The 24,689-nt window shown below is 34.5% G+C and carries 19 protein-coding genes; 14 read left to right on the plus strand and 5 right to left on the minus strand.

The window, feature by feature from the left end; genetic code table 11:
• The first annotated feature begins 2 nt into the window (after positions 1-2).
• The 9 genes from ACJMLZ_RS03015 (at position 3) to ACJMLZ_RS03055 (ending at position 9,368) form a co-directional block, all read left to right on the plus strand.
• Positions 3-431, plus strand: coding sequence for an EamA family transporter (locus tag ACJMLZ_RS03015; RefSeq protein WP_405303890.1), 429 nt, complete (start codon positions 3-5; stop codon positions 429-431).
• 208 nt (positions 432-639) lie between these two features.
• A complete protein-coding gene (locus ACJMLZ_RS03020; protein ID WP_405303891.1) occupies positions 640-2,730 on the plus strand; it encodes a nitrous oxide reductase family maturation protein NosD in 2,091 nt (696 codons plus the stop codon).
• Positions 2,731-3,248: 518 nt separating this feature from the next.
• Positions 3,249-5,789: an Ig-like domain-containing protein gene (locus tag ACJMLZ_RS03025; RefSeq protein WP_405303892.1), complete on the plus strand. Its 2,541-nt coding sequence runs from the start codon at positions 3,249-3,251 to the stop codon at positions 5,787-5,789.
• Between the two features lie 210 nt (positions 5,790-5,999).
• Positions 6,000-7,121, plus strand: coding sequence for a tocopherol cyclase family protein (locus tag ACJMLZ_RS03030; RefSeq protein ID WP_405303893.1), 1,122 nt, complete (start codon positions 6,000-6,002; stop codon positions 7,119-7,121).
• A complete protein-coding gene (locus tag ACJMLZ_RS03035) occupies positions 7,118-7,816 on the plus strand; it encodes a diacylglycerol/polyprenol kinase family protein (RefSeq protein WP_405303894.1) in 699 nt (232 codons plus the stop codon). The genes ACJMLZ_RS03030 and ACJMLZ_RS03035 overlap by 4 nt, the downstream gene beginning before the upstream one ends.
• 133 nt (positions 7,817-7,949) lie before the next feature.
• On the plus strand, positions 7,950-8,216 hold the full coding sequence (locus ACJMLZ_RS03040; RefSeq protein ID WP_405303895.1) for a 2TM domain-containing protein: 267 nt from the start codon (positions 7,950-7,952) through the stop codon (positions 8,214-8,216).
• Between the two features lies 1 nt (position 8,217).
• The gene (locus ACJMLZ_RS03045; protein WP_405303896.1) at positions 8,218-8,490 is read left to right on the plus strand and encodes a 2TM domain-containing protein; all 273 of its coding nucleotides are present in this window, start codon (positions 8,218-8,220) and stop codon (positions 8,488-8,490) included.
• A 3-nt stretch (positions 8,491-8,493) separates the two neighbouring features.
• The gene (locus tag ACJMLZ_RS03050; protein ID WP_405303897.1) at positions 8,494-8,934 is read left to right on the plus strand and encodes a LytTR family DNA-binding domain-containing protein; all 441 of its coding nucleotides are present in this window, start codon (positions 8,494-8,496) and stop codon (positions 8,932-8,934) included.
• A gap of 8 nt (positions 8,935-8,942) precedes the next feature.
• The gene (locus ACJMLZ_RS03055) at positions 8,943-9,368 is read left to right on the plus strand and encodes a DUF3021 domain-containing protein (protein ID WP_405303898.1); all 426 of its coding nucleotides are present in this window, start codon (positions 8,943-8,945) and stop codon (positions 9,366-9,368) included.
• A gap of 32 nt (positions 9,369-9,400) precedes the next feature.
• On the opposite strand, the gene ACJMLZ_RS03060 is transcribed toward ACJMLZ_RS03055, so the two are convergent.
• Entirely contained in the window at positions 9,401-10,903 is a 1,503-nt protein-coding gene (locus ACJMLZ_RS03060) for a hypothetical protein (protein WP_405303899.1), read from the minus strand.
• A 400-nt stretch (positions 10,904-11,303) separates the two neighbouring features.
• Here ACJMLZ_RS03060 and ACJMLZ_RS03065 point away from each other — a divergent pair, with 400 nt between their 5' ends.
• Positions 11,304-13,688, plus strand: a complete 2,385-nt coding sequence (locus tag ACJMLZ_RS03065) for a right-handed parallel beta-helix repeat-containing protein (protein ID WP_405303900.1) — start codon at positions 11,304-11,306, stop codon at positions 13,686-13,688.
• 213 nt (positions 13,689-13,901) lie between these two features.
• Complete coding sequence (locus ACJMLZ_RS03070; RefSeq protein WP_405303901.1) at positions 13,902-19,340, plus strand: right-handed parallel beta-helix repeat-containing protein; 5,439 nt, start codon at positions 13,902-13,904, stop codon at positions 19,338-19,340.
• A gap of 196 nt (positions 19,341-19,536) precedes the next feature.
• Here the strand turns inward: ACJMLZ_RS03070 and ACJMLZ_RS03075 are convergent, their stop codons facing one another.
• Positions 19,537-19,941 (minus strand): DUF3795 domain-containing protein, encoded by a 405-nt coding sequence (locus tag ACJMLZ_RS03075; RefSeq protein ID WP_405303902.1) that lies wholly within the window; start codon positions 19,939-19,941, stop codon positions 19,537-19,539.
• Positions 19,942-20,123: 182 nt separating this feature from the next.
• Between ACJMLZ_RS03075 and ACJMLZ_RS03080 the strand changes: the two genes are divergently transcribed.
• The 3 genes from ACJMLZ_RS03080 (at position 20,124) to ACJMLZ_RS03090 (ending at position 21,603) form a co-directional block, all read left to right on the plus strand.
• Entirely contained in the window at positions 20,124-20,681 is a 558-nt protein-coding gene (locus ACJMLZ_RS03080; protein ID WP_405303903.1) for a 50S ribosomal protein L15e, read from the plus strand.
• 31 nt (positions 20,682-20,712) lie between these two features.
• Complete coding sequence (locus tag ACJMLZ_RS03085) at positions 20,713-21,132, plus strand: RNA-binding protein (protein WP_405303904.1); 420 nt, start codon at positions 20,713-20,715, stop codon at positions 21,130-21,132.
• An 81-nt stretch (positions 21,133-21,213) separates the two neighbouring features.
• Positions 21,214-21,603, plus strand: a complete 390-nt coding sequence (locus ACJMLZ_RS03090; RefSeq protein ID WP_405303905.1) for a hypothetical protein — start codon at positions 21,214-21,216, stop codon at positions 21,601-21,603.
• Positions 21,604-21,731: 128 nt separating this feature from the next.
• On the opposite strand, the gene ACJMLZ_RS03095 is transcribed toward ACJMLZ_RS03090, so the two are convergent.
• The 3 genes from ACJMLZ_RS03095 to ACJMLZ_RS03105 form a co-directional block, all read right to left on the minus strand.
• On the minus strand, positions 21,732-22,406 hold the full coding sequence (locus tag ACJMLZ_RS03095) for a zinc ribbon domain-containing protein (protein ID WP_405303906.1): 675 nt from the start codon (positions 22,404-22,406) through the stop codon (positions 21,732-21,734).
• A gap of 183 nt (positions 22,407-22,589) precedes the next feature.
• The gene (locus tag ACJMLZ_RS03100) at positions 22,590-22,919 is read right to left on the minus strand and encodes a histone family protein (protein ID WP_405303907.1); all 330 of its coding nucleotides are present in this window, start codon (positions 22,917-22,919) and stop codon (positions 22,590-22,592) included.
• Positions 22,920-23,123: 204 nt separating this feature from the next.
• A partial coding sequence (locus tag ACJMLZ_RS03105) for an alkaline phosphatase family protein (protein ID WP_405303908.1) occupies positions 23,124-24,689 on the minus strand: 1,566 nt, incomplete at its 5' end.

Raw genomic sequence — 24,689 nt, forward strand, 5'->3', positions numbered from 1 at the left:
AATTGAACTGGAATCTGATTTGGCCAATACTGATTGTTGTTCTTTCGAATACCTTCTATAACATCTGTATGAAGTCAATGCCCAATGACGTAAACCCATTTGGGGCATTGATGATAACTTATATTGTGGCAGCCATAATTTCTGCAATTATTTTCATATACATGGTTGGCCCGTCAAATGTTGTTTTTGAAATTTCAAAGCTTAACTGGACATCAATTATTTTGGCATTGGCCATTGTAGGCCTTGAAGTGGGATATGTATTCGTTTACCGTGCCGGATGGACAGTAAGTACTGCTTCTGTCGTTGCAAATATCGGGCTTGCTTGCGTTTTAGTCGCTGTCGGATACTTCTTATATCGTGAAAATGTTTCTTTCAATCAGATTTTGGGAATAATTGTCTGCATGATTGGTTTGATTTTAATAAGTTTCTGACGATATAATTTTTTTTATATATCCCGTAATCGTTAAAGTCCATAAATTCTTTTTAATACGGTCTATTCAATTTTAACCAATATTTATCATTTAAAAATCCTTTTGTCTTTTTTTTAAAATAATATATATACTATTAAAAAAATATAATATATATTAAGGTTAATTAGCGATAATTAATAACTACTAATCGATGAAGTGGAGGTGAAAAATGAATAAAAAAAGGTTTATTGTCATATTGCTTGTATTGGCTATGCTCACTTTGAATTTTAGTGTCGCTCAAGATGTTGATTCTGCAAATGTCGCATCATCTTATTTGGATGGGCAAACACAATCAAACTCATCTTCACTGATTAAAACGGAAATTGACATTATGAGCTATTCCAATTATAATGCTGTTGGCGGAAATTTTAAAATTAAGCTGGTTGATGAAAATAAAACAGCGATTACAAATCAAAGTGTGATGTTTGACATTGAAGGAGTGGGCTATGATGGAATTACCGATGATGACGGAATCGCTTCCCTTAAGCTCAGATTGTCGGACGGATCATATAATGTTACAACAAGATTCTTGGGAAACTCCATTTATGAAGCATCATCTAAAACAACCTTAATCAGCATTAACAACACCCGTATAGTGGATGCTGGGTTGTCAAACTCTGAAATCCAGGAGATTATTGATAATGCTAAAGTGAACAATGTCATCCTGTTTAATGGGGACAGTTATGAGGATATTAATTTAGTCATTAATAAAAGTTTGTCACTGGTTTCCAATTCAAAAACAGTTTTAAAATCAAGTTCTTCCGCTCCGATAATCAGGATTCAAGGCGCATCTGCATCCTTAACAAAAATCAAAGGTTTTGTTATTGAAGGTGGGCAGAACGGTATTTTGGTTAGTGGCAGTGATTATGTAACTATATCAAACAATGAGATTGCAGGCAATGACAACGGTATTATTGCAGAGAATTCCAATTATCTTAATATTACAGATAACAGCATTGTTAACAATGGGAAAAATGGTATTGTAATTTTAAATGATAATTTTACTTACATTACGGGCAATGATATTTCAGGCAATGGCAATACAGGTATTTTGTTATCCAAATCAAACAATACTTATATTTATTCCAATTCCATAAAAAGCAATAAGTATTATGGTATTTCTGCTACAGATGCTATTGATGGTGTTAATTATGGTGAAGGGCCTGAAAATCTTCAAATTGTAACAAATACCATTAGTGATAATGGTGATACAGGAATTGACCTTTATCATGTAAAAGACAATCTTGAAGTAACCGGAAACACCATAAGTTCAAATAAATATGTTGGAATTGCCATGAATGATGTGGGCAGCAATTTAGTTCAGTCAAATGTGATTTCTAATCACAAACATATTGCAATTCAATTCACAGATGATTATATCCGGCCAAAAAATCAAGAAATTAGTTACAATGCTTTTATTCTCAATACCAAAGATTTGGAAGCTAGAGATACTGGATATGATGAGGACTTTAATCAATTAAAGCTTGAAGATAATTGGCATACCGATTATGGATTTGTTTGTCCTAAAATCCAAACCGGCAAAATAAAATTTTCAGTCACTCATCTTGGCGGCGACTATTTCCAGGCAACATTTTTGGATTCAAATGGAAATGTGGCCAGTTTGCTTCCTGATAGGACTTTAACATATCAAACTGATGATGGTAATCTCATAAGTCTTTCAGTATCTGGTGGAACTGCAGTATTTAGGGTAAATGACGTAAGTGCAGATATTTTTGAAGCAACTATTGACAGATCTCCGAGGACTGCGGATTATGATAAAGGTTCAGGGGAATTTAGTGAATACACAGGCAAATCTCCACAGTATTCCTATCCAAGCATTTCAGGCTATGGCCTTTATGAAGATATGGGAGGTCATGGTGATGGCGATTACATCGGTGAGATGGATGCTGGAGATGCCAATAAAGGCAAAGGAGATTCATCTGGACAAAGCAGGGATTTTACAGGCAATAGTACTACAAGTCAAAGGGCAGATCCAAGCAGCAGAGCCAACGGCCAAGTAAATGATGTTTCACAAAGTTCAGAATATGAAGCCACTACATCTGCAGCTAGTGCATCTCAAAGTAGTGGAGATTCTTCAGATGCCACTTCCGGTGAAAAGCAATCTGTTGTAAAGCAAATAATTATTGAGGATGAAGATATTTTTAGAGTAACTGGCATATCATTTATAATTTTGCTGATTTTATTGACAATCGGTTATTATTATAAGGATGACATCAAAGAAATGAAATCTAAAATGTAATCTTCTTTTTTTCTTTTTTTTATGAAAAATTAAGTTTTTAAAATATTTTTTAAACAACGAATATAATTCGGTTATATTAACTATTATACTCTATGAATTTTTGTTTTTTTGATTTGACCATCATATGGTTTTATTAATGTTTGCATCTTTATTTTTTCATGTTATTATATAAATGACATTTCCGACATTCATGTTTATTGAATATATGTTGTTCAAGAAGAGTAATTAATAATTTAAGAGTATTAATTTTTAATTAATAAAAATCAAGTGAACTATTTTAGTTTTTAGCAATAAATAGGGCTTTTTTTGGATTTTTACCATTGATTTTAAGTTTTTTTATCCAAAACATTTAAATGTCTTGAATGTTAAAGATATTAAAAAAAGTTAGTTATACAGTCAAATTAAGAAGTCTGAGAATTTATAGAAAAAAATGTTCATGGCTGTAGATTTATGAAGTTTATATGGAAAATTTTTTAAAAATTCTTATCATGTTTATTTTATTATAATTTGGTGTAAGTATGAAAATTAAAAATAAAATAATTTTCATTAGCTTAATATTGTTGGTATTATTGAGCATTACTTGTGTGAGTGCACAAGAAACTGCTGCTGATAATACGTTTACTGCTAGTGATTCAAGTATCAGTGAAGTTTCGACTTCATATGATAATATAATTCAAAGTAATGAATCAAATTCTGAAATACTGGGTATTTTCGATGATTCACAAATGAATGTTCTTAATTATAACGGTTTGGATGACACATCTCTTGGCGATGGTGCTGTTTCAACCAAACTTATTACTCCTAGTAGAACCATTAATATTGAGGATGCTGTTTCAGGTTATGATTATCAGATTATTCTCAGGGATATAAATGGTAATCCTTTATCCGGTAAGGCGGTGTCTTTTGATTTTAATGGAAAAACTTCTACTGAAATTACAAATTCCAATGGATGGGCTACTACTAAATTGACTGCAGATACTTCAGGCAACTTTGATGTTAAGGTTACATTTAAAGGTGATGCAGATTATAAGGGAGTTTCCCAGGTTGGAAACATTAAGATCATTAAAAATGAAGTAAATTTTGTTGCTCCGGACAGAACTCTTTATTTGGAGGATATTGCTGCCGGCTACAGTTATCCTGTAATCCTTAGGGATAGCGAAGGCAACGCATTATCCAAAAAACAGGTTACCTTAACTTTCAACGGTAAAAAACTAGTCGGAACAACTGATAACCGAGGTTATTGTTATTTCACAATATCCGCTGATAAGGCCGGATCTTATGGTGTTAACCTTAGGTTCGACGGTGATCAGTATTATTATGGAAAATCATGTTCAAACTTTAAAACTGTTGAAGTTATAGAAAGGAAAAATGTCACTTTCATTGCTCCGGACAGAACAATTCATGTGGAAGACATTTCAAGTGGTTACAGTTATCCTGTTCTTCTTAAGGACAGTGACGGCAATGCTTTGGCCAAAAAGCAGATCAGCCTTATTTTCAACGGCATAAAGTATATCGGTACAACCAATAGTAGAGGGTACTGCTATTTTGACATAACTGTTAACAGGGCAGGTTCATACCCTATCACTCTTAATTTTGAAGGGGACAGATATTATTATTCTAAGAATGAACTCCACTTCAAAACAGTAAATGTCATTAAATGGGATGTTGAATTTGTTGCTAAGGACAAGTCTGTTTATTTGGATGATATTTCCGGAGGTTATAAGTATTCTGTTAGTCTTAAAGATAGTGACGGCAATGCTTTGGCTAAAAAACAGATTACCCTTACTTTCAATGGCAAAACATTAACAGGAACAACTAATAGTAACGGCAACTGTTATTTCAACATAACCGCTAGTAAAGCAGGATTATATGGTGTTTCTCTTAAGTTTGCCGGTGATAGGTACTGCAATTCAAAATCATGTTCCAATTTCAGGACTGTTGAAGTAATTGTTATGAAAAACGTTACTTTTGTCGCTCCGGACAGGACTCTTAATTTAGAGGATATTTCCGGTGGTTACAGTTATCCTGTTCTTCTCAGAGACAGTGACGGTAAGGCTTTGGCAAATAAAAAGATCAGTCTTACTTTCAATGGCCAAAAGCTGACAGGAACTACTGATAGCAAAGGCTATTGCTATTTTAATATAAAAGCGGATAAAGTCGGTTCTTATGGTGTTACTCTTGAGTTTGCAGGTGACAAGTATTATTATCCTAATTTAAGCCAAAATTATAGGACTGTTACTGTTAATAAAGAGGGTGTTAATTTTGTTCTAGAAGATAAGGACATTCCTTTAGATAAAATCTATTTCGGCTACAAGTATCCTGTACTTCTTAAGGACAGTCATGGAAATGCTTTGGCAAACAAGAAGATAACCCTCACTTTCAACGGCAAGAAGTTGACCGGAACTACCGACAGCAAAGGTTATTGCTATTTTGAATTGACTTATGATAAGATGGGCACATTCGATATTACCGTTGAGTTTGCCGGCGACGGACACTATACTTCTAAAATCTATTCAAAATCCGTTAAAGTTACTGAATCTACAAATCCTTATGGAAAGAAAGCTAAAAAAGCTTGGATTAATACAGATTCAGGCAGTGATGACATGAAAAATGCCGTTGCCAATTTGCTTAGGAAATTAGGTTGGGAAGTTTATGTTAGCGGAACAGGTCCTGGCTATCACTACTATGACTATTTCAATGTTTATGACGACTATGTTTATATAACCATGTACAACGGTTTTTGTGCAGGAACCGTCCGTGAAGCATATTCATCATCAATACAGCGTACTTTGGAAAGAAAAGATGTTCAATTGGTGATTATGTGGGACACCAGGGATTGGACCAATCCTCAGGGAATGGCACCATATAGGTATGGTGATTTCACTGGTTATACTGCTCATAGAGCATGGGACGATGATTTCAGCCCAACCGATCCGACAATTGTTGATGTGGGGTCATGGTTGAAGAGCCAGAATTCAAAATACTGTGCATACCCGTCAGCTGAAGGCCTTGTGGCTCAGTTCGTGGCAGGCGGTTATTTTGCATATTCCGGCAAATAGTCTCCTAACAGATTATTAACAACTTAAGAGATTAATAAGATTAATCTCATAACTTATTTTTTTTATTATTATTTTAAAATTATTAACTGTTGAACTTAGTTCATAAAGTTATTTTATAATGCTTTTTTTGAAGAATATCGGCTAAAAAACCTAAACTTATTTAATATATTTAAAACAAACTTATTATCATATTACCTTTGGAGGATGAATATGAACAAAAGTGATTTAAAAAGAGATTATTATATGCTTAAAGGCCCGCTTGCCAAAAAAGGTTATGACTGGTGGTGGCATTCCTTTACAGGATATAATAAAAAAACAGGTGAAGCAAAACCTTTTTTCATTGAATATTTTGTTTGCAACCCTGCATTAGCTGAAGAAGAACCTACATTAGGTCAAGACCCGGAAAATCAACGTTTAGGCAAAAAACCATCTTATTTCATGATGAAGGTGGGATGTTGGGGTAAAAATCCAAAACAGATTCATAACTTCTACTCAATGAAGTATTTTGATTGCCCTGATGATGAGCTGAACATCAGTGTTGGAGATTGCAGCCTAACAGAAACACATATGCAAGGATTTTGCCGAGTATCTGAGGAAGATGCTGAAAATCACCCTGAATACATGTGTGATGCTGGAGATATGATGTGGGATTTGGACATTGATAAGCAAATCACTTTTAATGTCGGTTATGGAGCAAATTCATTGTTTAGAAAATTAAACTCCTTTGAAATGTTCTGGCATGCAGAAGGAATCAAAACCCAATACAGCGGAACCGTCTGGCTTGATGGGGAAGAGTATGAAGTGATTCCTGAAAAATCCTACGGTTATGCAGACAAAAATTGGGGTGGAGACTTTACATCCCCATGGCTCTGGATTTCATCATGTAACTTAACAAGCCTCATAACAGGTAAAAAATTAGAGAACTCCGCATTTGAAGCGGGCGGGGGTAAGCCGAAAGCTTTCGGTATTTCAATTCCTCGTAAATTATTGATTGGATTTTACTATGAAGGAAAAATGTATGAATACAACTTTGCAAGATTCTGGAATTTGGTCAAAATCGACTTTGACTTTGAGGAAGGTGAAGACGTACATACATGGAGAGTAAATGCAAGCAACAGAAATTCCAGAATGGAAATGGTACTTTACTGTAAACGTGATGAAATGATGTTATTCAACTATGAAGCTCCAAATGGTAAAAAACTACACAACCGTTTATGGAATGGTGGAAACGGTTGGGGTGAAATCAAACTATACAAAAAGGACGGAACCCTAATCGACCATGTTAAAATGGAAAATGCAGGTTGTGAATATGGGGAGTATGATAAAGAATGATATTCACAGACATCCTTGCATTAATTGTGGTATATATCTATGTAATTCTCATTTTCATAGTATCCGAATTTGTTTTAAATACACGGCCTGAAGTTTCACGTAAGGTTTTACATATTATGGTAGGTAACATGATATTTGCCATGCCATTCTTTTCAAGTACTTGGGTAATGGTTTTGGGATTGACATTGCCAGCATCAATCGGAACTTTCCTTCTGACTGAATACTCACCAATTAAAATAGAAAACAGTATAACTGAATCCGGCCATGCATTAGGACTATTTTTCTATGCTGCTATTTGGACAATTCTAATTATAATATTCACACTTATTGCTCCTGCAAACGACCCTAAATTTTATATTTGGATTGTTGCACTAGCTATTGTACCTATGGTGTACGGTGATGGATTCGCAGCTTTAATCGGTCAGAAATTCGGAAAACTTAAATACACAGTATTCGGCGGTCAAAAGTCTGTCGAAGGATCACTCACCATGTTCGTCATTACAACTGTAATGAGCGTATTTGTGTGGATGGTTTTCGCTTCAATCGGATGTGCAATGCCTGAATTCAATATTGTTTACATTATACTTATTTCAGCTGTTGCAACCGTATGTGAAGCTTTAAGTTATGGTGGAATCGATAATTTGACAGTTCCTGCCTTGACTTCTATTTTATATTTCTTGGTAGCTGTATTATAGCTACTCAACTTTTTATTTTTAACCACTATTTTTTGCATTTCAATCAACAATTTCTGCATCTTGGAGGCATCGCCAAATAGCCATTTATATAGACTTTTACTAAGTTATATTATCGAATGATTACGGTGATATAATGGATTTAAGAGAAGTTGCAGAAAAGAGAGCTGATGCAAAAATCAAATTTGAAGAAAACTTATATAAATATCTGATTGTAAATGTAATATTGGCCATAGTATCCTTTGTGTTTCTAAAAAGCTTTTGGTTATTGGTTTTCGTTATGTTTTTCTGGGGAATCGGTGTTTTATCTGATTTTTTTGAAGCATACTCATTTGAAGATATTATGGGTATAAATTACAGGGAACGCAAAATTCAAGAAGAACTTTCAAAAATGGGTGAATAAGATGTCTGACAGTTTAAGATCAAGAGCGGAAGAAAGGGTAGATGCAAAGATTAGATTTTATGTGGATTTTATTATTTATGTAATTGTTAATTCAATACTGTTTGTAATCAATTGGTTATACACTCCTGAATTCTGGTGGGTGGCATTTCCACTATTTTTCTGGGGAATTGGAGTGTTTGTGAAATTTTTAAAAGCATTTGTATTTGTTGATAAGTTTAACGAAGATTACAGAGAACGTAAAATTCAGGAAGAAATGGAAAAATTGGGAAAATAGATTATGAAAGTGAATTTGTTTGTTTCAAGAGATATAGATGAACCCCATGCGGATATTCACACAAATGAGTTGACTGATAACGTCACAAAAGCGATATCAATTTTGGAAAGTGAAGAGTCAAATGATATGCTGGCCGTAAAAAAAGGATCAGACATTACTCTTTTAGAGCTTCAGGATGTTTTCATGTTCCGGGTTGAAAATAAACAGGTTAAGGTTTACACTCAGGGCAATGAGTATCTAATCAAAAAACCATTATATCAAATTGAAGAAGGTTTAAACCAATCATTTGTACGTATTTCAAAGACAACTATCGTTAATTTGAAAAAAATTGAAAGGGTGGCTCCGTCCCTTAAGGGGATGATGTTCATTGAGCTTAAAAACGGTTTGAAAGATAATATATCTAGAAAATATTTGCCGGGTTTTAAAGAGGCTTTGGATTTGTAGGTGATTAAATGAAGTTTGTTGATATAATTGAAAAACTTGCTTTGGGGGCTTTTGTCGGCTGCTTTATTGTGCTTCTTGTAGCGGTCCTGATTTCATATAATGTCGGTCCGTCAGTAATCAGATTTAGTGGAACAGATATTATTAATGCATTTTTCGGATCAATCGTTGCAGGATGGGCATTTTCATTAAGCGGAATGATATATGATAGGGATGATATAGCACTACCTTTACAAGTGATTTTCCAAATGGGTATTGGAATGGGTGTACTGTTCATAATAGCCATATATCTGAAGTGGATGCCTATCGATTTAGGCTGGGAACCTGTAATTGTATGGGTTTTAATAGCTTTGGTGTTTGGAGTGGTTTTCTGGTTTGGTTTTTATATTTATTATTATCTGATGGCTCGGGATTTAAACAGTAAGATAAAAAATTAAAAAAAAATAAGTTGGGTAAATAGTAAAACTATTTACTCCTCGCTTTTTGTCCTATAACCAATAATCAATGCCAAGAATACGATGACTGATAGTGCCAAGAAGTATTCAATATGTGCGGAAGCTTCTTTTACTACTGAATTTTTTTCATTCAATTCATAAGCGTTTTTATATGTTCCGACAGTTGTTGAATTTCCCATCACGACATCGCTTGATGTGAATTGTTGTGATGAACTGTTAGAAATAGCATTGCTTGCAGTTTGGTTATTGGAGCTTATAGGAATTAAATTTTGATTTGATGTATCTCCATCAATAACTTCTTTTTCACCATTATGGTTTATATTGAAGTTATTTCTGATTATGTCATCATATTTTTTCAATAAACTCATATCCATTTCATTTAATAGGTTGGATTCAACTGTTGATGATACGGGTCTGCGTTTACTTATAATTACTCCATCCGGATCAATTATTGAAGGATCATTTGGATCTTCATCTCCCCAATCATTATCATTAAAGTATGGGAATAATAACTTGGTTTCTTTCCATTTAACATAAATCTCCTTTCCAAGAGGTGAGTTATTGTTTGTTATTAAATTATTTTTGAGAATAAATCCAGCATTTTCCTTATTCATTGGTTGTTGAATGTATAATGCCCCTCCTGTTTTCTGCCCGGTGTTGTTGACTATGATGGAATCAACGATAGTAATATTTGCTGAAGCCATTATTGCACCACCGTTAGTGCCTGCAGTATTGTTTGCAAATACGCATCTTTCAATAACGGACGCTCCGACCCAGCTGTAGTATGCGCCACCCCATTCTTTTGCGGAATTAAACATAAAAATGCAGTCCTGAACATTACCGTGACCTTCACGATTTATTCTTACCGCACCACCATCACGACCTGCTGAATTATTTATAAATAAGGTATTATAAATATCTGTGTTTGCAAAATCTGTTGTAATTGCACCGCCATCGTGGTCAGCATGGTTGTTAATAAAAACGGAATTATTCACGAACAAATAAGCATAGGTGTTAGGTTTTCTGTCTTTGAGTGGAACCCCGTAATTATTGCCGTTATCAATACCGAAATTGGCTATTGCTCCGCCAGCACTCTTTAAAGCAGTATTGTTAATGAAATGGCAGTTGTCTAGATATACATTTCCGCTATACATGGAAATTGCACCGCCATAGTCTTTTGTCACACCATTTATAAATGTGATGTTGTTAAATCTGGCATGAACTGACTGGCTTTCCACAAGGAAGATAAGGGACTTCTTTTCGCCATCAATGATTATGTCTCTCGGATTTCCGTTACCCTGCAATGTAATATTTTTGGTTATATTGACATTATGCACTGTATATGTTCCAGGCTCTAAGATAATCACATCATTAACATCAGCATCAGTAATTACTTGCTTTAAGTCCTGTTCTGGTGTAACGGTTATCTGATTTCCATTAGATGGCTCTAACTGATTATTAGAAGTTAAAATATTGCCGTCCAGTTCATTAGCACTGATTGCAGAAATATTTACCAAAATAAAAATTATTGAAAATATGATGAACAGTTTATTTATATTCGTCTTAATTTCTTTCACCTCCTTTGATTTTTTAACCATATTAATTATATGTATTCCATCGTTATAATATACTTTTTGCATCGATTTTTTTTTAAATTATTTTTTTATTTTATTATTTAATAATAATAACAGCGTTATTTTATTAAAATTGAACATTAGGTATTTTTTTTTAAAAAATCAGTTTATTGTGGGAGTCTTTTTATCAAATCATGTCTATTTATTTAATTAAATTAAAACGATAATATTTATATTACATATCGGATATAATATAACACAACTGATATTACGAATAAAATTTTTTTCATTCATTGTTTATTTTTATTGTTAGTTATAATTTAATTAAACGGAGAAAAAGATTATGGTTAATAAAAAGATATTGATATCCTGTCTTTTAATTTTATTAGTCGCCATTTCCGTAAGTGCAGTATCCGCAGCTGATGATGTTGCTGATGTTGCTGCCGGTGATGACAGTAGTCTTAGCGCTGGTAAAATCATCCATGTTGACGGAGATGATGATGTGGCTGTCAGCAATGCTATGGCAAGTGCTGAAGATGGTGACATAATTGATTTAGGTAATACAGGATATACTTTTAATAAAGGTATTGAAGTAACAAAAAGATTAACTTTCGCAGGTGAAGATGCAGTAATTTATGCTAATGGTTCCAATATGCCTGATGGTGTTTTTGAAGTCATGGCTGATGGATCAGGAACTGCATTTTCAGGAATTTCATTTATAAATGTTGATGATGGAGACAACTATTTATACAAATACAATGGAATGATTGATGCTAAAGGTAAAAGTGTAAAAACTTCAGTGGGAATTGCTATTGACCTTTATTCTGGTGCAAACAACGTGATGATTGATAATTGTATTTTCCAGGATTGGTTTAATAATGCTATTGGAGTTAACTCTGCAAACTATGCAACTATCAGAAACTCCCAATTCTATGGTGGAAGTGCAACTTTCATCAACAACATTCCGGACGGACCTAAAGACAGAGGTACCTACCACATCAGTGTAATGAGTTCCAGAGGTACCACTGTAGACGGTTGTTTGTTTGCAGGACAGGTCTGTGACGGTGTTTCAGTTGCAGGTGGTTCTTATGATTCCACTATCATTAACAACATATTCGAATTAAATGCATTTTCCATTTACTTTGGAGGAAAATCCACTGAAGGAACTTTAATTAAAAACAACACCTTCATCAACTGTGGATGGTTTGTATCCCCAGTATATGGTCCTGAAGGTGAAACTGGTGAAACTGTAGACTTCCAAGACTTACCAGTCATCAGTGTTCAAAAATCCTCTGATTCATTTGTAATCACAAACAACACTTTCTATGCAAGAAATGCTAATGTATTAATTAAAGCTTTAGAAGGAAGTACTGCTCACGGTGGTGAAAGTAACATCGGAAACATCACTATTACTGATAACGTAGTATTAGGTTTAGACAAATATGATATAGGTGCTGAAAAAGTTATTTTAGCTTCCGTAGATTTAGTATATATTGAAACCTACAATGATGTCATCAGACCTACTGGTGAAATTATAATCGCTAACAACATACTCAACGGTGCAAGAGCTGCATCCTACTGGACCCAAAAATGGGGAGATGACAAAGGTGATGTATCCATCAAAACCGCAGAAGTTCCTACCACAATAGCTATCACTTCCCTTAGAGATTCAACCATTAAAGGTTCTTTAAAAGACTTCTACGGAAAAGCAATAGCTGGCGAAACTATTTCTTACACTTCTGCTGATGCTAACGGTACTGTCGAAACTGAATTTGACGGTTCCTTCGTTATTAAAGGCGTATCCGAAATTGTTGACTTGGCATTTGCTGAATCCGGTATTTACTTAGGCACTACCGCTACTGTAGACGTAGCTCCAGGTACACCTGTATACCCTGCTTTCATTGTTGTTGAAGACCTTTTCGTTGATTATACCAGTGTTGTATTACAGGCTGTTTTAATAAATGATGAAACAGGTGATGTTATCAGAGATGCTCCTGTAACATTTGAAGTTAATGGTAACACTTACGATTCCGTAACTGATCAAACTGGTAAGGCTACAACTGATCTTACTGGATTAGCTCCAGGCACTTATACCGCAGCAGTTTCATATGCAGGTGATAAAGGTTTCACTCCTTTCAATACAACATTTGAAGTTGAAGTAAGCAAAGTTAAAACTGTAATTGATGCATACTACGATGCAGAGAATAATCAGATTGTTGCTACTTTAATTAATGACGCTACCGGTAAAGGTATCAAAGGCGGTACTGTTGGTTTTGTTATAAACAAAGTTAAAACTTTAGTAAAATCAGGCAATGGCGGTAAAGCTGTATTGTCTCTTGAAGGTTACGATTTAACTTCATTTAAAGTATCTGTTTCATATGGAGGAAACACCAAATACTTCGGATCTGTAAGAGCAGTATTCGGCGCAGTTAATAAAACCGCTACCGAAGCTTCAGCATATTATGATAAAGAAACCGGTGAAATTGTTGCTACCGTAACTAATGTTGCAACAGGTAATTTCATTAAAGGTGCTACTGTAGGTATTGAAATAAACGGTGTAAAAAACATTGTTAAAACAGATGCTAACGGTGAAGCTAGAGTTGCAATTACTGATTTAGGTGCTGGTGCATATACTGTAACCAGTTCATATTCCGGAAACACCAAATACTCTGGAACAAGTGAAACTGTAACTCTTGTAAAATCAACATACGACTGTGAAGATTTATAGTTTAAAATTCTAAAATAAGGGAGATTTTACTCTCCTTAACTTTTTTTATTTTTTTAAAGTTTGTTTCAATGTCCATTCAATAGGAATATAACAATAGTTATTAATTATTTTTTCAGGTGAGTTAAAAAGAATAAATTAATATTGCGATATGAATATAATTATATATTATACGAAAAAAATTTGCGAATTTACGATTTATTAAAGTGATTAATTATGAAATTGAAAAAATTATTATTGATATTCACTATTTTTGTGGTATTTATTGGAATAAATGCCGCTTCAGCTGCAGATTCCGGCAATATTGATGATGCTATATCATCTATTTCCAATGAATCTGTAGGTAGTGATAGTTCAATTTTAAAAATTAACGAGGGTAATCAGAAAGCATTTCGGGGGAACATCATTGTTATTAATGCCGAAGACAATCACAATGAAATGGATGATCCTACAATTCAGCCGGCAATTAATAATGCAAATGCCAATGATACAATAATCATCACAGGTAAAAGCTATGTTCATTGTCATTTTGTTGTAGATAAGCCATTGACAATTATAAGTAATGTTTCAACATCAATGACTCCTTGTCCAAGCAATTCCCAGGGATCAGGTTATCGTGGAATTTTCTATATTGCTCCCGAAGCCAGCGGCACTGTAATTGAAGGTTTTACAATAAACAATAATATGGTGTCAGGAGAAAACGATTATGGCGTGCTGATTAGGGGTGCATCTGATGTCATCATCAGGAACTGTGAAATAATCAGTTCTGCCAGTGCAGATGCAGTTAGAGTTGAAAATGCAAAAAACACTCTTATAGAAAATATTTCCGTAAACAGCCCAATAAATGCTATTAGAATTAAAAATTCACAGGATACTGTAGTAAACAATTCTAATGTAAAAAATTCAAATATTGGGGTTAATCTTATAGAATCTGTGCAAACAGTATTGGAAGGCAATGTCATAACATCAAATAAGGCTTCAGGTATTTATATTGATGATAAGACTAGTAAAACAACAATATTTTCTAATAATATTACAAATAACAATGGAAAAGGTATAGATGCGGCATCCGCAAATGGTTTGAATGTATTAAATAATTATATTGCTTTTAATAAGAATGGCGAATCCGGTGCAGGAATCTACATAAACTGTGACGTGGATGATCTTGTTATTAAAGGTAATGTATTGCAGGAAAACGGTAATTATGCGATACTGTATGATTATCGCGTGAGGAACATAGGTCCTGACGGTTTGGGTGAAAATGTGGCAAGCGTAGATTATAATTACATCTTTGGACATACCGACAGGGCAATTTATCATATTACCTATAATAAGGATTCCAAGGGAAGCTTCATCTATGATGCGGACAATGATGAATACACTGCAGTAGGATATGGGAACGGCGATTACAGTATAAGTATGACCACCGCATATTTGGGCTATTCATATCTGATAAATGAACAGTTATGTCCATCTATTTTCTTCACATGGGGTAAACTTTGGTCTGCAGGCAATTACAGATTGACTTTATCCAATATCTCCCAAATTAATAAGGGAGTATATGAAATTTCAGTTGCCGACCCGAATGGGGACATTGCAAAGGATTTAAGCTCAGTATATGTGACATTTTATCTCAATAAAAACGATAACAAACCAACACCTCAAGAGGGTGATGTTTATAAAACAGTTTTAATTCAAAATGGAACAGCAACAGCCAGATTTTATGCTGATGATTTCAATGAAAAGGACAATGTTTTGACTGTTTCATTCCCGGGCAATAATCCGACTTTAACAGGTAATCCTTATAAGCGTTTTGATATTCCTGATTCAGAGATTCCTAGCGTAACAAAAGAGACTACTTTAACATTGTCTAACTTAACAACATATCCGAATTCCGGAGAATATGTCATTGCAAACCTTAAAGACAGTGATGGATATGCTCTGTCAGGTAAAAATATCACTTTTGTAATCGATTCTCAAAGATATGTGGTTGGCAGTGATGGGCAAGGAAATGCCAGATTCAAGGCATCAATTGCAAAAGAGGGAGCTTATGATTTAACCGCAACCTTTGAAGGGGATGATATTGATTACTTTGGTAGTGAAGCGCAATCAACTGTTGTTGTCAGAAAAGTGACTACAATCATTGAAAGTGAAGACTATTATGTTGTGCCGGGAATTTCAGACAGCTATTCAATAACCTTAAAAGATGAATCCGGCGACATGGTATCATATCAGGATGTGACTTTCAATCTGGACGGTAACGATCAGATTGTAACTACAGATTCACAGGGTAAAGCTAGCTTGAAGGTTTCATTCAAAAATAACAACACCGATTATAAAGTTACAGTAACATATCCTGGAAGCGATAAATATGTCGGTTGCTCAAATTCAAGCTTTATTTATGTCAGATATTCATCAAAAGATGTTGAACTTGTAGTTCCGTTTGTGAATTCTCTTCCAAATGACAAAATAAATTATACAGTAACCTTAAAAGGTTTCAACGGCAGAATACATAAGAATGAATTATTGGTTGTCAATATTGATGGTGTGGAGTATAAAAAGAAAACAGATTCCAACGGACAGGTAGTAATTGAACTTCAATTAAGCGAAATAAAAGATTATGAAGTGGTCGCTTCATATGGTGGAAGTAAGATATATAAAAGCGTTACAAATTCATCCTACATCAGAGTTGCGAAAGCAGACACTGAATTCGTTGCTCAAAACATGACTGTTCTTCCAAAAGTTGAAGCGCAGATTTCCGTTGCATTGGAAACTTGTGATGGGGATAGCTTGTCCAATCAGGAATTCACCTATGAAATTGAGGGCAAAAAATATTCTGATGTGACTGATGCTAACGGTGAAGCTGTAATTAGCCATAAATTTTCAAAAGAGGGTCTTTATCCAGTTGAATTAACTTATACCGGCTCTGATATCTATAAGGATACTTCTGCCATAATATATGTAAATGTCAAAAGGATTACTTCTGTAATTGAAAGTTATGATAAAACATTTTCAAAAGGTTCATCCCAAAATTTCACAATCACTTTAACTGATGGAGACGGCAATGCAATGGCCAATCAAAAAGTTGTTTTCACAGTCAGCGGTAAAAATATTAGTGGAGTGACTGGTTCAGATGGTATGGCCGGAATAAATGTCGCTTCAAAGGCAGGATCTTTCGATGTCAAAGCAACTTATGCTGGCAGTGACAAATACAGTCCAGTTTCCAAAACCAATAAAATCACAGTCTTGAACGAAGGAGATATTGTTTATGTGGACAGCGGTTTGCCTAACAGCGAGATTCAAAGAATACTGGATAGCTGTGATGATGGGGATGTTGTAAAATTCTTAGGCAATTCATATGAGAATATCTCATTAACCGTATCAAAAGAGATAAGTATTTCACCTAAAGGAAAAACAGCACTTCATGCTAAAGAGCATTCTCCTGCATTCATGGTGGTGGCTGATAACACTGTCATTTCCGGTTTCAGCATTGTTGCAAACTCAGGTGATGGAATCGATGTTGATGCAAATGGCGTCAAACTCAAAAACAATATCATTACAAACGAATTGGATTCCTCAAAAAGCAGGCAATACAATGAAAGTACCATTCCATTGCCGGGATACGGAATTAATGTTTTCGATTCAGTTGATGTGGAAATTATAAACAATACAATATCCTTATTTGAAAGCGGAATATTCGCTGAAAAATCTTCAGAATTGATCATTGATGAAAATACATTAAAAGAAAACAATTATGGTATTAAGTATGGCTTTGAAGTATCAGATTCTGAGATAACAAATAATTTAATCACACAATCCATCGGCCTATACACAATGGAAGTTCCAGAAGGCCCTAGAGGTTATGGAATATTTTTAAACAATTCCGCTGCCAATGTCTCAATCATTGGAAATGTCATTACATGGAATCATTTGGGCATTTCCATCGATGCTAACGGCAGTACAGGAATTGTAGTCACAGGCAACCTCATAACCGACAGTGTTCTTGAAGGAATCAGATTCAATGCAGGTTATGATTTGGCAAAGGATGCTGTTGAGCCTTTAATCACAGACAATGCAATTTACAGAAATGCAAGAGGCCCTAGTATGATGATTTTAGGTGAGATGAGTGCAAATCCTGGTGGAATTTATGGTCCTGGCGAATGGGATGACGATGCCAAATTGCACATAGATGCAAACTGGTATGGTGTCAATTCATTGAGGACATGGAATAACGATACTGGAATCGTCGGTATCGGAACCATGTGTCCAAGAATCAAGACATATGAAATCAAATTTGACACAATCGTTGTGGAAGCTCCGGGGTCATACTCAATTACTTTAACAAAAGACGGCGAAACCGCTTCAAACCTCTGTGAATTTGACTTGTATGCCACTTTAAATAAGGGCACTGAATACGAACAGGAAGTTAACTTCAATGTCACTAATGGTGTTGGCCAGTTCAGCTTCGATACAAGCAAGTTCATAAATGATATTAATGTCATTGACATATCCGTCGGTTCATTGAACAGTCAGGAAAGGGTTTTCAGGTCATTTTATACCTATAGAATTAAGATTGACACAAACCTTTCAGCGGTTTACAATGCCAACACTAAGGAACTGTACATTTCTTTAATCGGTGCTAACGGCCAGCCTATCAGAGGATCCAATGTTGCAGTCAGTTTCGATGGCAAGTCCCAGACTGTCAAAACAAATTACACTGGCCAGGTTAAAGTTTCTGTTGCCGATGCGGCGCCGGAAACCACCAGCGTAGCCATCTCTTATGCAGGCAGCACCAAGTACAATCCTTCAAGCATAACTGTTGACATTACAGGCAAATTATGGACCCATTTTGTTTCAGAGGATATCTTTGCGGAATATGGTGATGTCGAGTTGACTGCAGTTTTAGTCAATGACGCTAACGGCCAGGCTGTTAAGGGAGCTACCGTAGGATTTAAAATAAATGGAAAATCCTATAAGGCCAAAACAGATTTGAACGGTAATGCTAAAGTCACAGTTTCAGGTTTGGCTCCTGGAAATTATAGTGCTTCTGTTTCCTACAATGGAAATACCAAGTATCACCCTGCAAGCGAAACATTCACTGTTGCTGTAAATAAGATTACTACCAGAATCACTGCTTATTACGATAGCCAAAGCAATGAAATTGTCGCCACATTGATTAATGAGGCTACAGGCAAAGGAGTATATGGCGGTACTGTAGGTATTGTATTAAACAATGTTAAGCATCTTATAAAAACAGATAAGCAAGGTCAGGTCAGGCTGTCTTTAGGTGACGTGGATCCGAATACATTCAAAGCTTCCGTTTCATATGCCGGAAATGCAAAGTACTTTGGCTCTGTCAGAGTGATATACGCTGCAGAAAATAAGATTGCAACATACATTTCTACAGTTTATGACAAACAAAGCAATGAAATTGTCGCTACCTTGATTAACAATGCCACAGGCCAGGTCGTTAAAGGCGGTACTGTGGGAATTGTGATAAATAATGTAAGAAGCATTATAAAAACAGACATTAACGGTCAGGCGAAGGTTTCAGTAGCTGATTTGGATGTGAATGCATATTCTGTTTTCAGTTCATATTCCGGAAATACCAAATATGCCGCAACAAGCGAAACCAAAACTTTTGTAAAAATATAAGGGGATTCATACTCTCCTTAATTTTTTTATTTTTTTAAAAAATTAGAAAATATGATTTTTAGCATACTATTTTTGTTTCATCTACATAAGTCAGGTTTATTATTAAATTCTTTAATGTAGATGTTATAATATTCATTGATTATATTGGTAAATGAGGTAGAAAAATAAAAACTATAAATTTAATTAATCATATTTTTCATTTAATCAATTCAAATCCGCACTCGCTACAGGCTTTTGTCTGGAATTTTATGATTCCGCCACATTCTGGACATAACCATTTTTGTCTGTCTTCACTCATCATGCGTCCGATACCGGTAGTCTTGATTCTTTTTGCACTGTCAAGTGTGTTCAGGTCATGCCTTTTGACATATTTTTTTGAATGTTTTTTCATTAATGGACATGGAAATTCGCTGCATCGCCCGCAATAGCTGAAATTTTTGCCGTCAAAACAAGTCTTGATTTTACATTTCAAACTAGCTTTGCTTTTACCGTCATCACTTATCAAACAACCTGCACAAGGGTTTTGAAACTTTTCACAGCTTATGCAGTTTATTCCACAAGGGGCTAAAAGTTTTGAATCTAGTTCTTCAGGCATTTTCATAGTATTTAATCTCTTTTAATAAGTTTATATATTTATCTTAATTGTGATTTTTACGATACATTTATAAATACATAAAACAAATAGTTGATTACTGTTATTTTATAGCAGTGCTAAAATACTTTTTTTGGGATAAGTTCCCAATTGGATGTGGCCGCTAATGGCTGAACAAAAAGGTGTTATTTATGTATAAATATATTAGAGAAGCATGGAAAAACCCAGATGAGTCTTACGTACGTGAACTCATGTGGCAAAGAGCTCCTAAATGGAGAAAACAAAAAGCTGTTCAAAGAATTGAAAGACCTACTAGACTCGACAGAGCTAGAAGTTTAGGTTACAGAGCTAAAAAAGGTTTCGTTTTAGTAAGAACCAGAGTAAGACGTGGTGGAAGAAGGAAAACCCGTCGTTTCAATGGTCGTAAACCTAAAAGAATGGGTGTAAATAAAATTACTCAAGCAAAATCTATTCAAAGAATTGCTGAAGAACGTGTTGGCAAAAAATACCCTAACTTAGAAGTATTAAACTCCTACTGGGTATGGTCTGACGGTAGATACAAATACTACGAAGTAATTTTAGTAGATCCAAACAGTCCTTCCATTATCAACGATAAAAAAATCAATTGGATTTGTTCCAAAAAACACACTAACAGAGCTCTCAGAGGCTTAACCAGTGCAGGTAATAAAGGACGCGGAATCAAATCTAAAGGAAAAGGCTCTGAACAAGCTAGAAGAAGAAAAATCTAATTTTTCTTCTAAATCCTTTTTTTAGATTAAAATGATTCATAACATTAAATTTCGCGCTTTCGTTTATGAGGATGAAAGTGCCGATGAAATTTCACAAGCTATTTTAAATATTCTTCCCGAAGCGGAAATCGAAGCTGAAGACGCCGAAGGAATGTTGGAGGATAAGATAATAATTTTATCCGGTACAGTATCCAAGAAAAGATACACAAAGACTTTTTTTAACACACTTATAGAGTGGACAGATTTGGATAAATTGAACGATGATTTGGAGCGCAAAATTGATGAGAAGGGAAACTGGTTTTTAAGATTTGACAAAAAAGACGCTCTTGATGAAAAATGGACTATTTTGGATTCTGGCGATTCAATTCACCTTAAGATAAAAATTGCCGCATATCCTGCAAAAAAGGAAATCGCCATTGAAAAAGTTCGTGAAGCTATTTTAAACGATTAGGACCACATTGCTTAGAACTTGAATTAAGGAAAAAGTTAACTTTATTTGATTACTTTTCCAATATATAATTAAGGTGGTCTAATGGAAAGACAAAGTTATTATTTAATAATTTTATTAGTTGCTTTTTGCGTTTGCATTGGTGTTTTTTTATTTCAATATAATAATGATGTAGCTACTTTCATTATCCTTAATGAAACTCAAGTAAACGAAGACGGCTCATTTTCAGGAATGTTGATGGATGCTTACAGTCAAGGAGTTCCTAACAAAACAATCACATTCCACAAACCAGGCAGTGAAAACGGAGCGCTTGGTGATGCAGTAACTGATGAAAAAGGAGAATTTACAATTAAAAATGCCGAATATTTCCCAAATGCAGGTAAAGGAAACTATTATGGTGACTTTACTTTTGATGGTGATGGAAAATATAAGGGCTGCACATATGAAGGTAATGTAACTGTTGTTGCGAAATAATTTCTTAAATAACTATTTTATACAATTAATTAAATTTTAGGTAGTAATATTGAAAATTGTAGGGATTTTCGCTGTTTTCATATATCTACACTTATTTTTATAACATTAGGGTATGTTTTAATAGCATTTCATTTATAATCTTTACAAAATTTTCCGATGGCTACAGAATGTCCCAAATTACAATAATACTCAACTATCCCTTCACTATCAAAATCACCAACAATCATTCCTCCGCTGTCTAAAAATTCTTCGTAGAAATGTTTGCATTTAAAACTGCAGTAACCTCCATTAGTCATTTCATTCTCTTTATGTTTCATTTCTTTTTCTTTACGCTTCATTTCTTTTTCTTTACGTTTCATTTCTTTTTCTTTTGCGATTCTGGCTTTTTCCTGTTCTTTGATTGCCTTTTTCAATTCTGTTTTTATGAAGTGTTTAATTTCGTCATCACTCATAGTTTCTCTATTATTTATGAGCTTATTTTTTAGACTATTTTTAATGGAAATTACATATATTTGCTCAATACTGTTTTTTATTATTTCTGATCTGATTTCATCAGATTCAAATATTTTATCAATTGTTTTTAGTTTATTCTTTTCTTCTTCTTTTTCAGCTTCTTTTTTTTCTATAAAGTCCCTTACTGTATCCAATAAATTTTTGTTCTGTTTAATATCGGATTTGTCTATTTTAGTTCCGCAGTTACCGCAAAAATTATCCTCTTTTCCTAATTTAGTCCCGCAGTTAGCACAAAAATTGGCCATATCATACACTTCCAAAATCTGTCTTCCTAAACAAATTTCAGTCAAATAACTTATTTATATATTGTGTATATTTTTTTAATTTATGCATAAATTGAAATTAAATGAAAAATATAAAAAAGTAAATTAAATGGATTTTTTAATTCATGCAGGTCACAAAATAAAAAAATAATAAAATTTGCAAGAAAAACTTGCAAATAATAAAAACTATAGTTTTTTACGGGTTCATTCTCATTTTTCCAGTTTCTTAAATGATTTAATGATTTCTTCAATGCCTTTTCCTTCAGATGCGGCATCAAATACATCTTTAATCACGTCTAAAAGATTGTGTTTATGGGCCTCAGGAGATTCAGAAGCTTTTGGAGTGTCAATAGCTAAAGCAATATCTTCTGCTTTTACAGTTTTTCTATTTGCATATTTAGCGTAGGTAATTGCTTTTTTAGAGACTTCCTCTGCATAATCTTCTAAGTATTCCTCTAATGCATCAACTGCATCAGCACTTACTCTTTCAGCACCGGCTTCTTGGATAATTCTTTTTACAGGAGCCTTAGGAATTGCCATATTTTTCACCTCCGTTATAATAGCGTTATATTATTATATAACAATAATGCATTGTTAATTTTCTTCTATTTTTACTTAAAATTACTTAATTTTCATATAAAAAGATTTAACTTAAAAAAATATTCATAACTCATGTTTTTTACACTGAAAGTTATAAATATCCTTTTTAGCAATTTCTTTTTTAATTAACTTATAAATCACATATCAGTTCGCGTTTTCTTTAATATTGTCCAAATTTGTTTTCAGAATCCTGTAGATGTTTTCCGCACCTACAATCTCTTCATCCGGAACATTCCAGTCTGAAGGATATAAGATGAATGGTTCTGATTGACTTCCTCCAACTCCACCGTGGCTTCCGACCAGCTCTTCAAAGGCGCAGACCTCGTCCTTTTCAGCGTCATAAAAGCTGTTGACTAAAATATCTGGAGTGTATTTAAATGAACTGTTTCTTTTTAAATGTTGGGCGATGTTGTCTCCAAAACCTTCAAGAGGATTTTTACCTTCTATTTCACCATCATCTAAGTAATATATTCCATTTTTACCTATTGCCATGTCCCCTTTTTGAGATGATCGGACTAAAACAAATCCGACGTATTCATTATTGACGATTTCATAAATCAGCTCTGGAAACATTCTGTTGATTTCCTCATAAGTCAGTCTGTGGCTCCATTGGGTTAGATAAATCATTGCAAGATTTCCTGATGCAAGAACTATAACTTCAGAGTCTGACAGCACTTTTTCTTCATCTTCTTTGTTCCTGTTTTTAATGAAATCAATCTTATCAGAAAACGGAACGTATACTTCCGCAAAGTGGTCTTCGTTTGAAGACATTTTGGCATATATGCTCATGTCCTGAGGAAGCAGGGATTTGACAAAGTCTTCGAATGATTCACCGTATCTCTGTTTGAATGTAGCTCCATTGGTTTGGCCATGGTCTGACTGTATCACGAATTGATATTCTCTTGGTGAATATTTATTTCCATCAAGCAGACGTTTTATCTGTCTGTCCATTCCTTTAAGGGCAAACCATACGTCCTCGTCACGAACTCCCGAATGGTGAGCAATCTCATCATAACCCAAATATGTGGAATATGCAACATCAATATCTCCAACCATAATGTCCCCAATCAGTGTTTCGGTGTTGATTTCTCTCATGAATACATTTGTCCCTGCTCTTGTCGGGATATATGCGATTCCTCGTGAAATCCTTGGTTGAATGTTCAACACCCTGTGTTTCAACTGGGAGTATATTTCATGAATCATGTCTTCAATGACCAGTACGACTATACGTGCGAAATCGTTTGGATTTGAAAAGATGGAAAACCATGCGCCGTTATACAGCTTTCTCAAGTCAGTTATTTTGCTGAAGGTGAAAATCACATTGTCGGTATCGCCTGAAAATAGGTTGGATCTGCTAGCGCCATTTTCAACAAGCAATCCGTTTCCATCTGATATTCTTTCTTCAAGTATTTTGACCTTTGTAACTCCTGAACATTGCATCATCTGATTGTCATTTTCTTTTTCAATCCATCTAAAAGCGGTGATGTTTTCATTATTCCCATGAAGGATTCCAGCCTGACTGGCTCCTGTTTGTGATGAGAGATCAGTTTCCCATTTCTTAAGGATGTGGGTCTTTCCATCTATCATTGACTTGACGGTAGGCATAACTCCCCTGTCGACAGCTTCACGTAAAACGTCGTAGGCAAGCCCATCAAACTCCACGATTATCACTCCAGGATAATCCTTAATTTCCCCTTTTCTTTTAAGTTG

This window comes from Methanobrevibacter sp. (genome assembly GCF_045126245.1).
Lineage (GTDB): Archaea > Methanobacteriota > Methanobacteria > Methanobacteriales > Methanobacteriaceae > Methanocatella.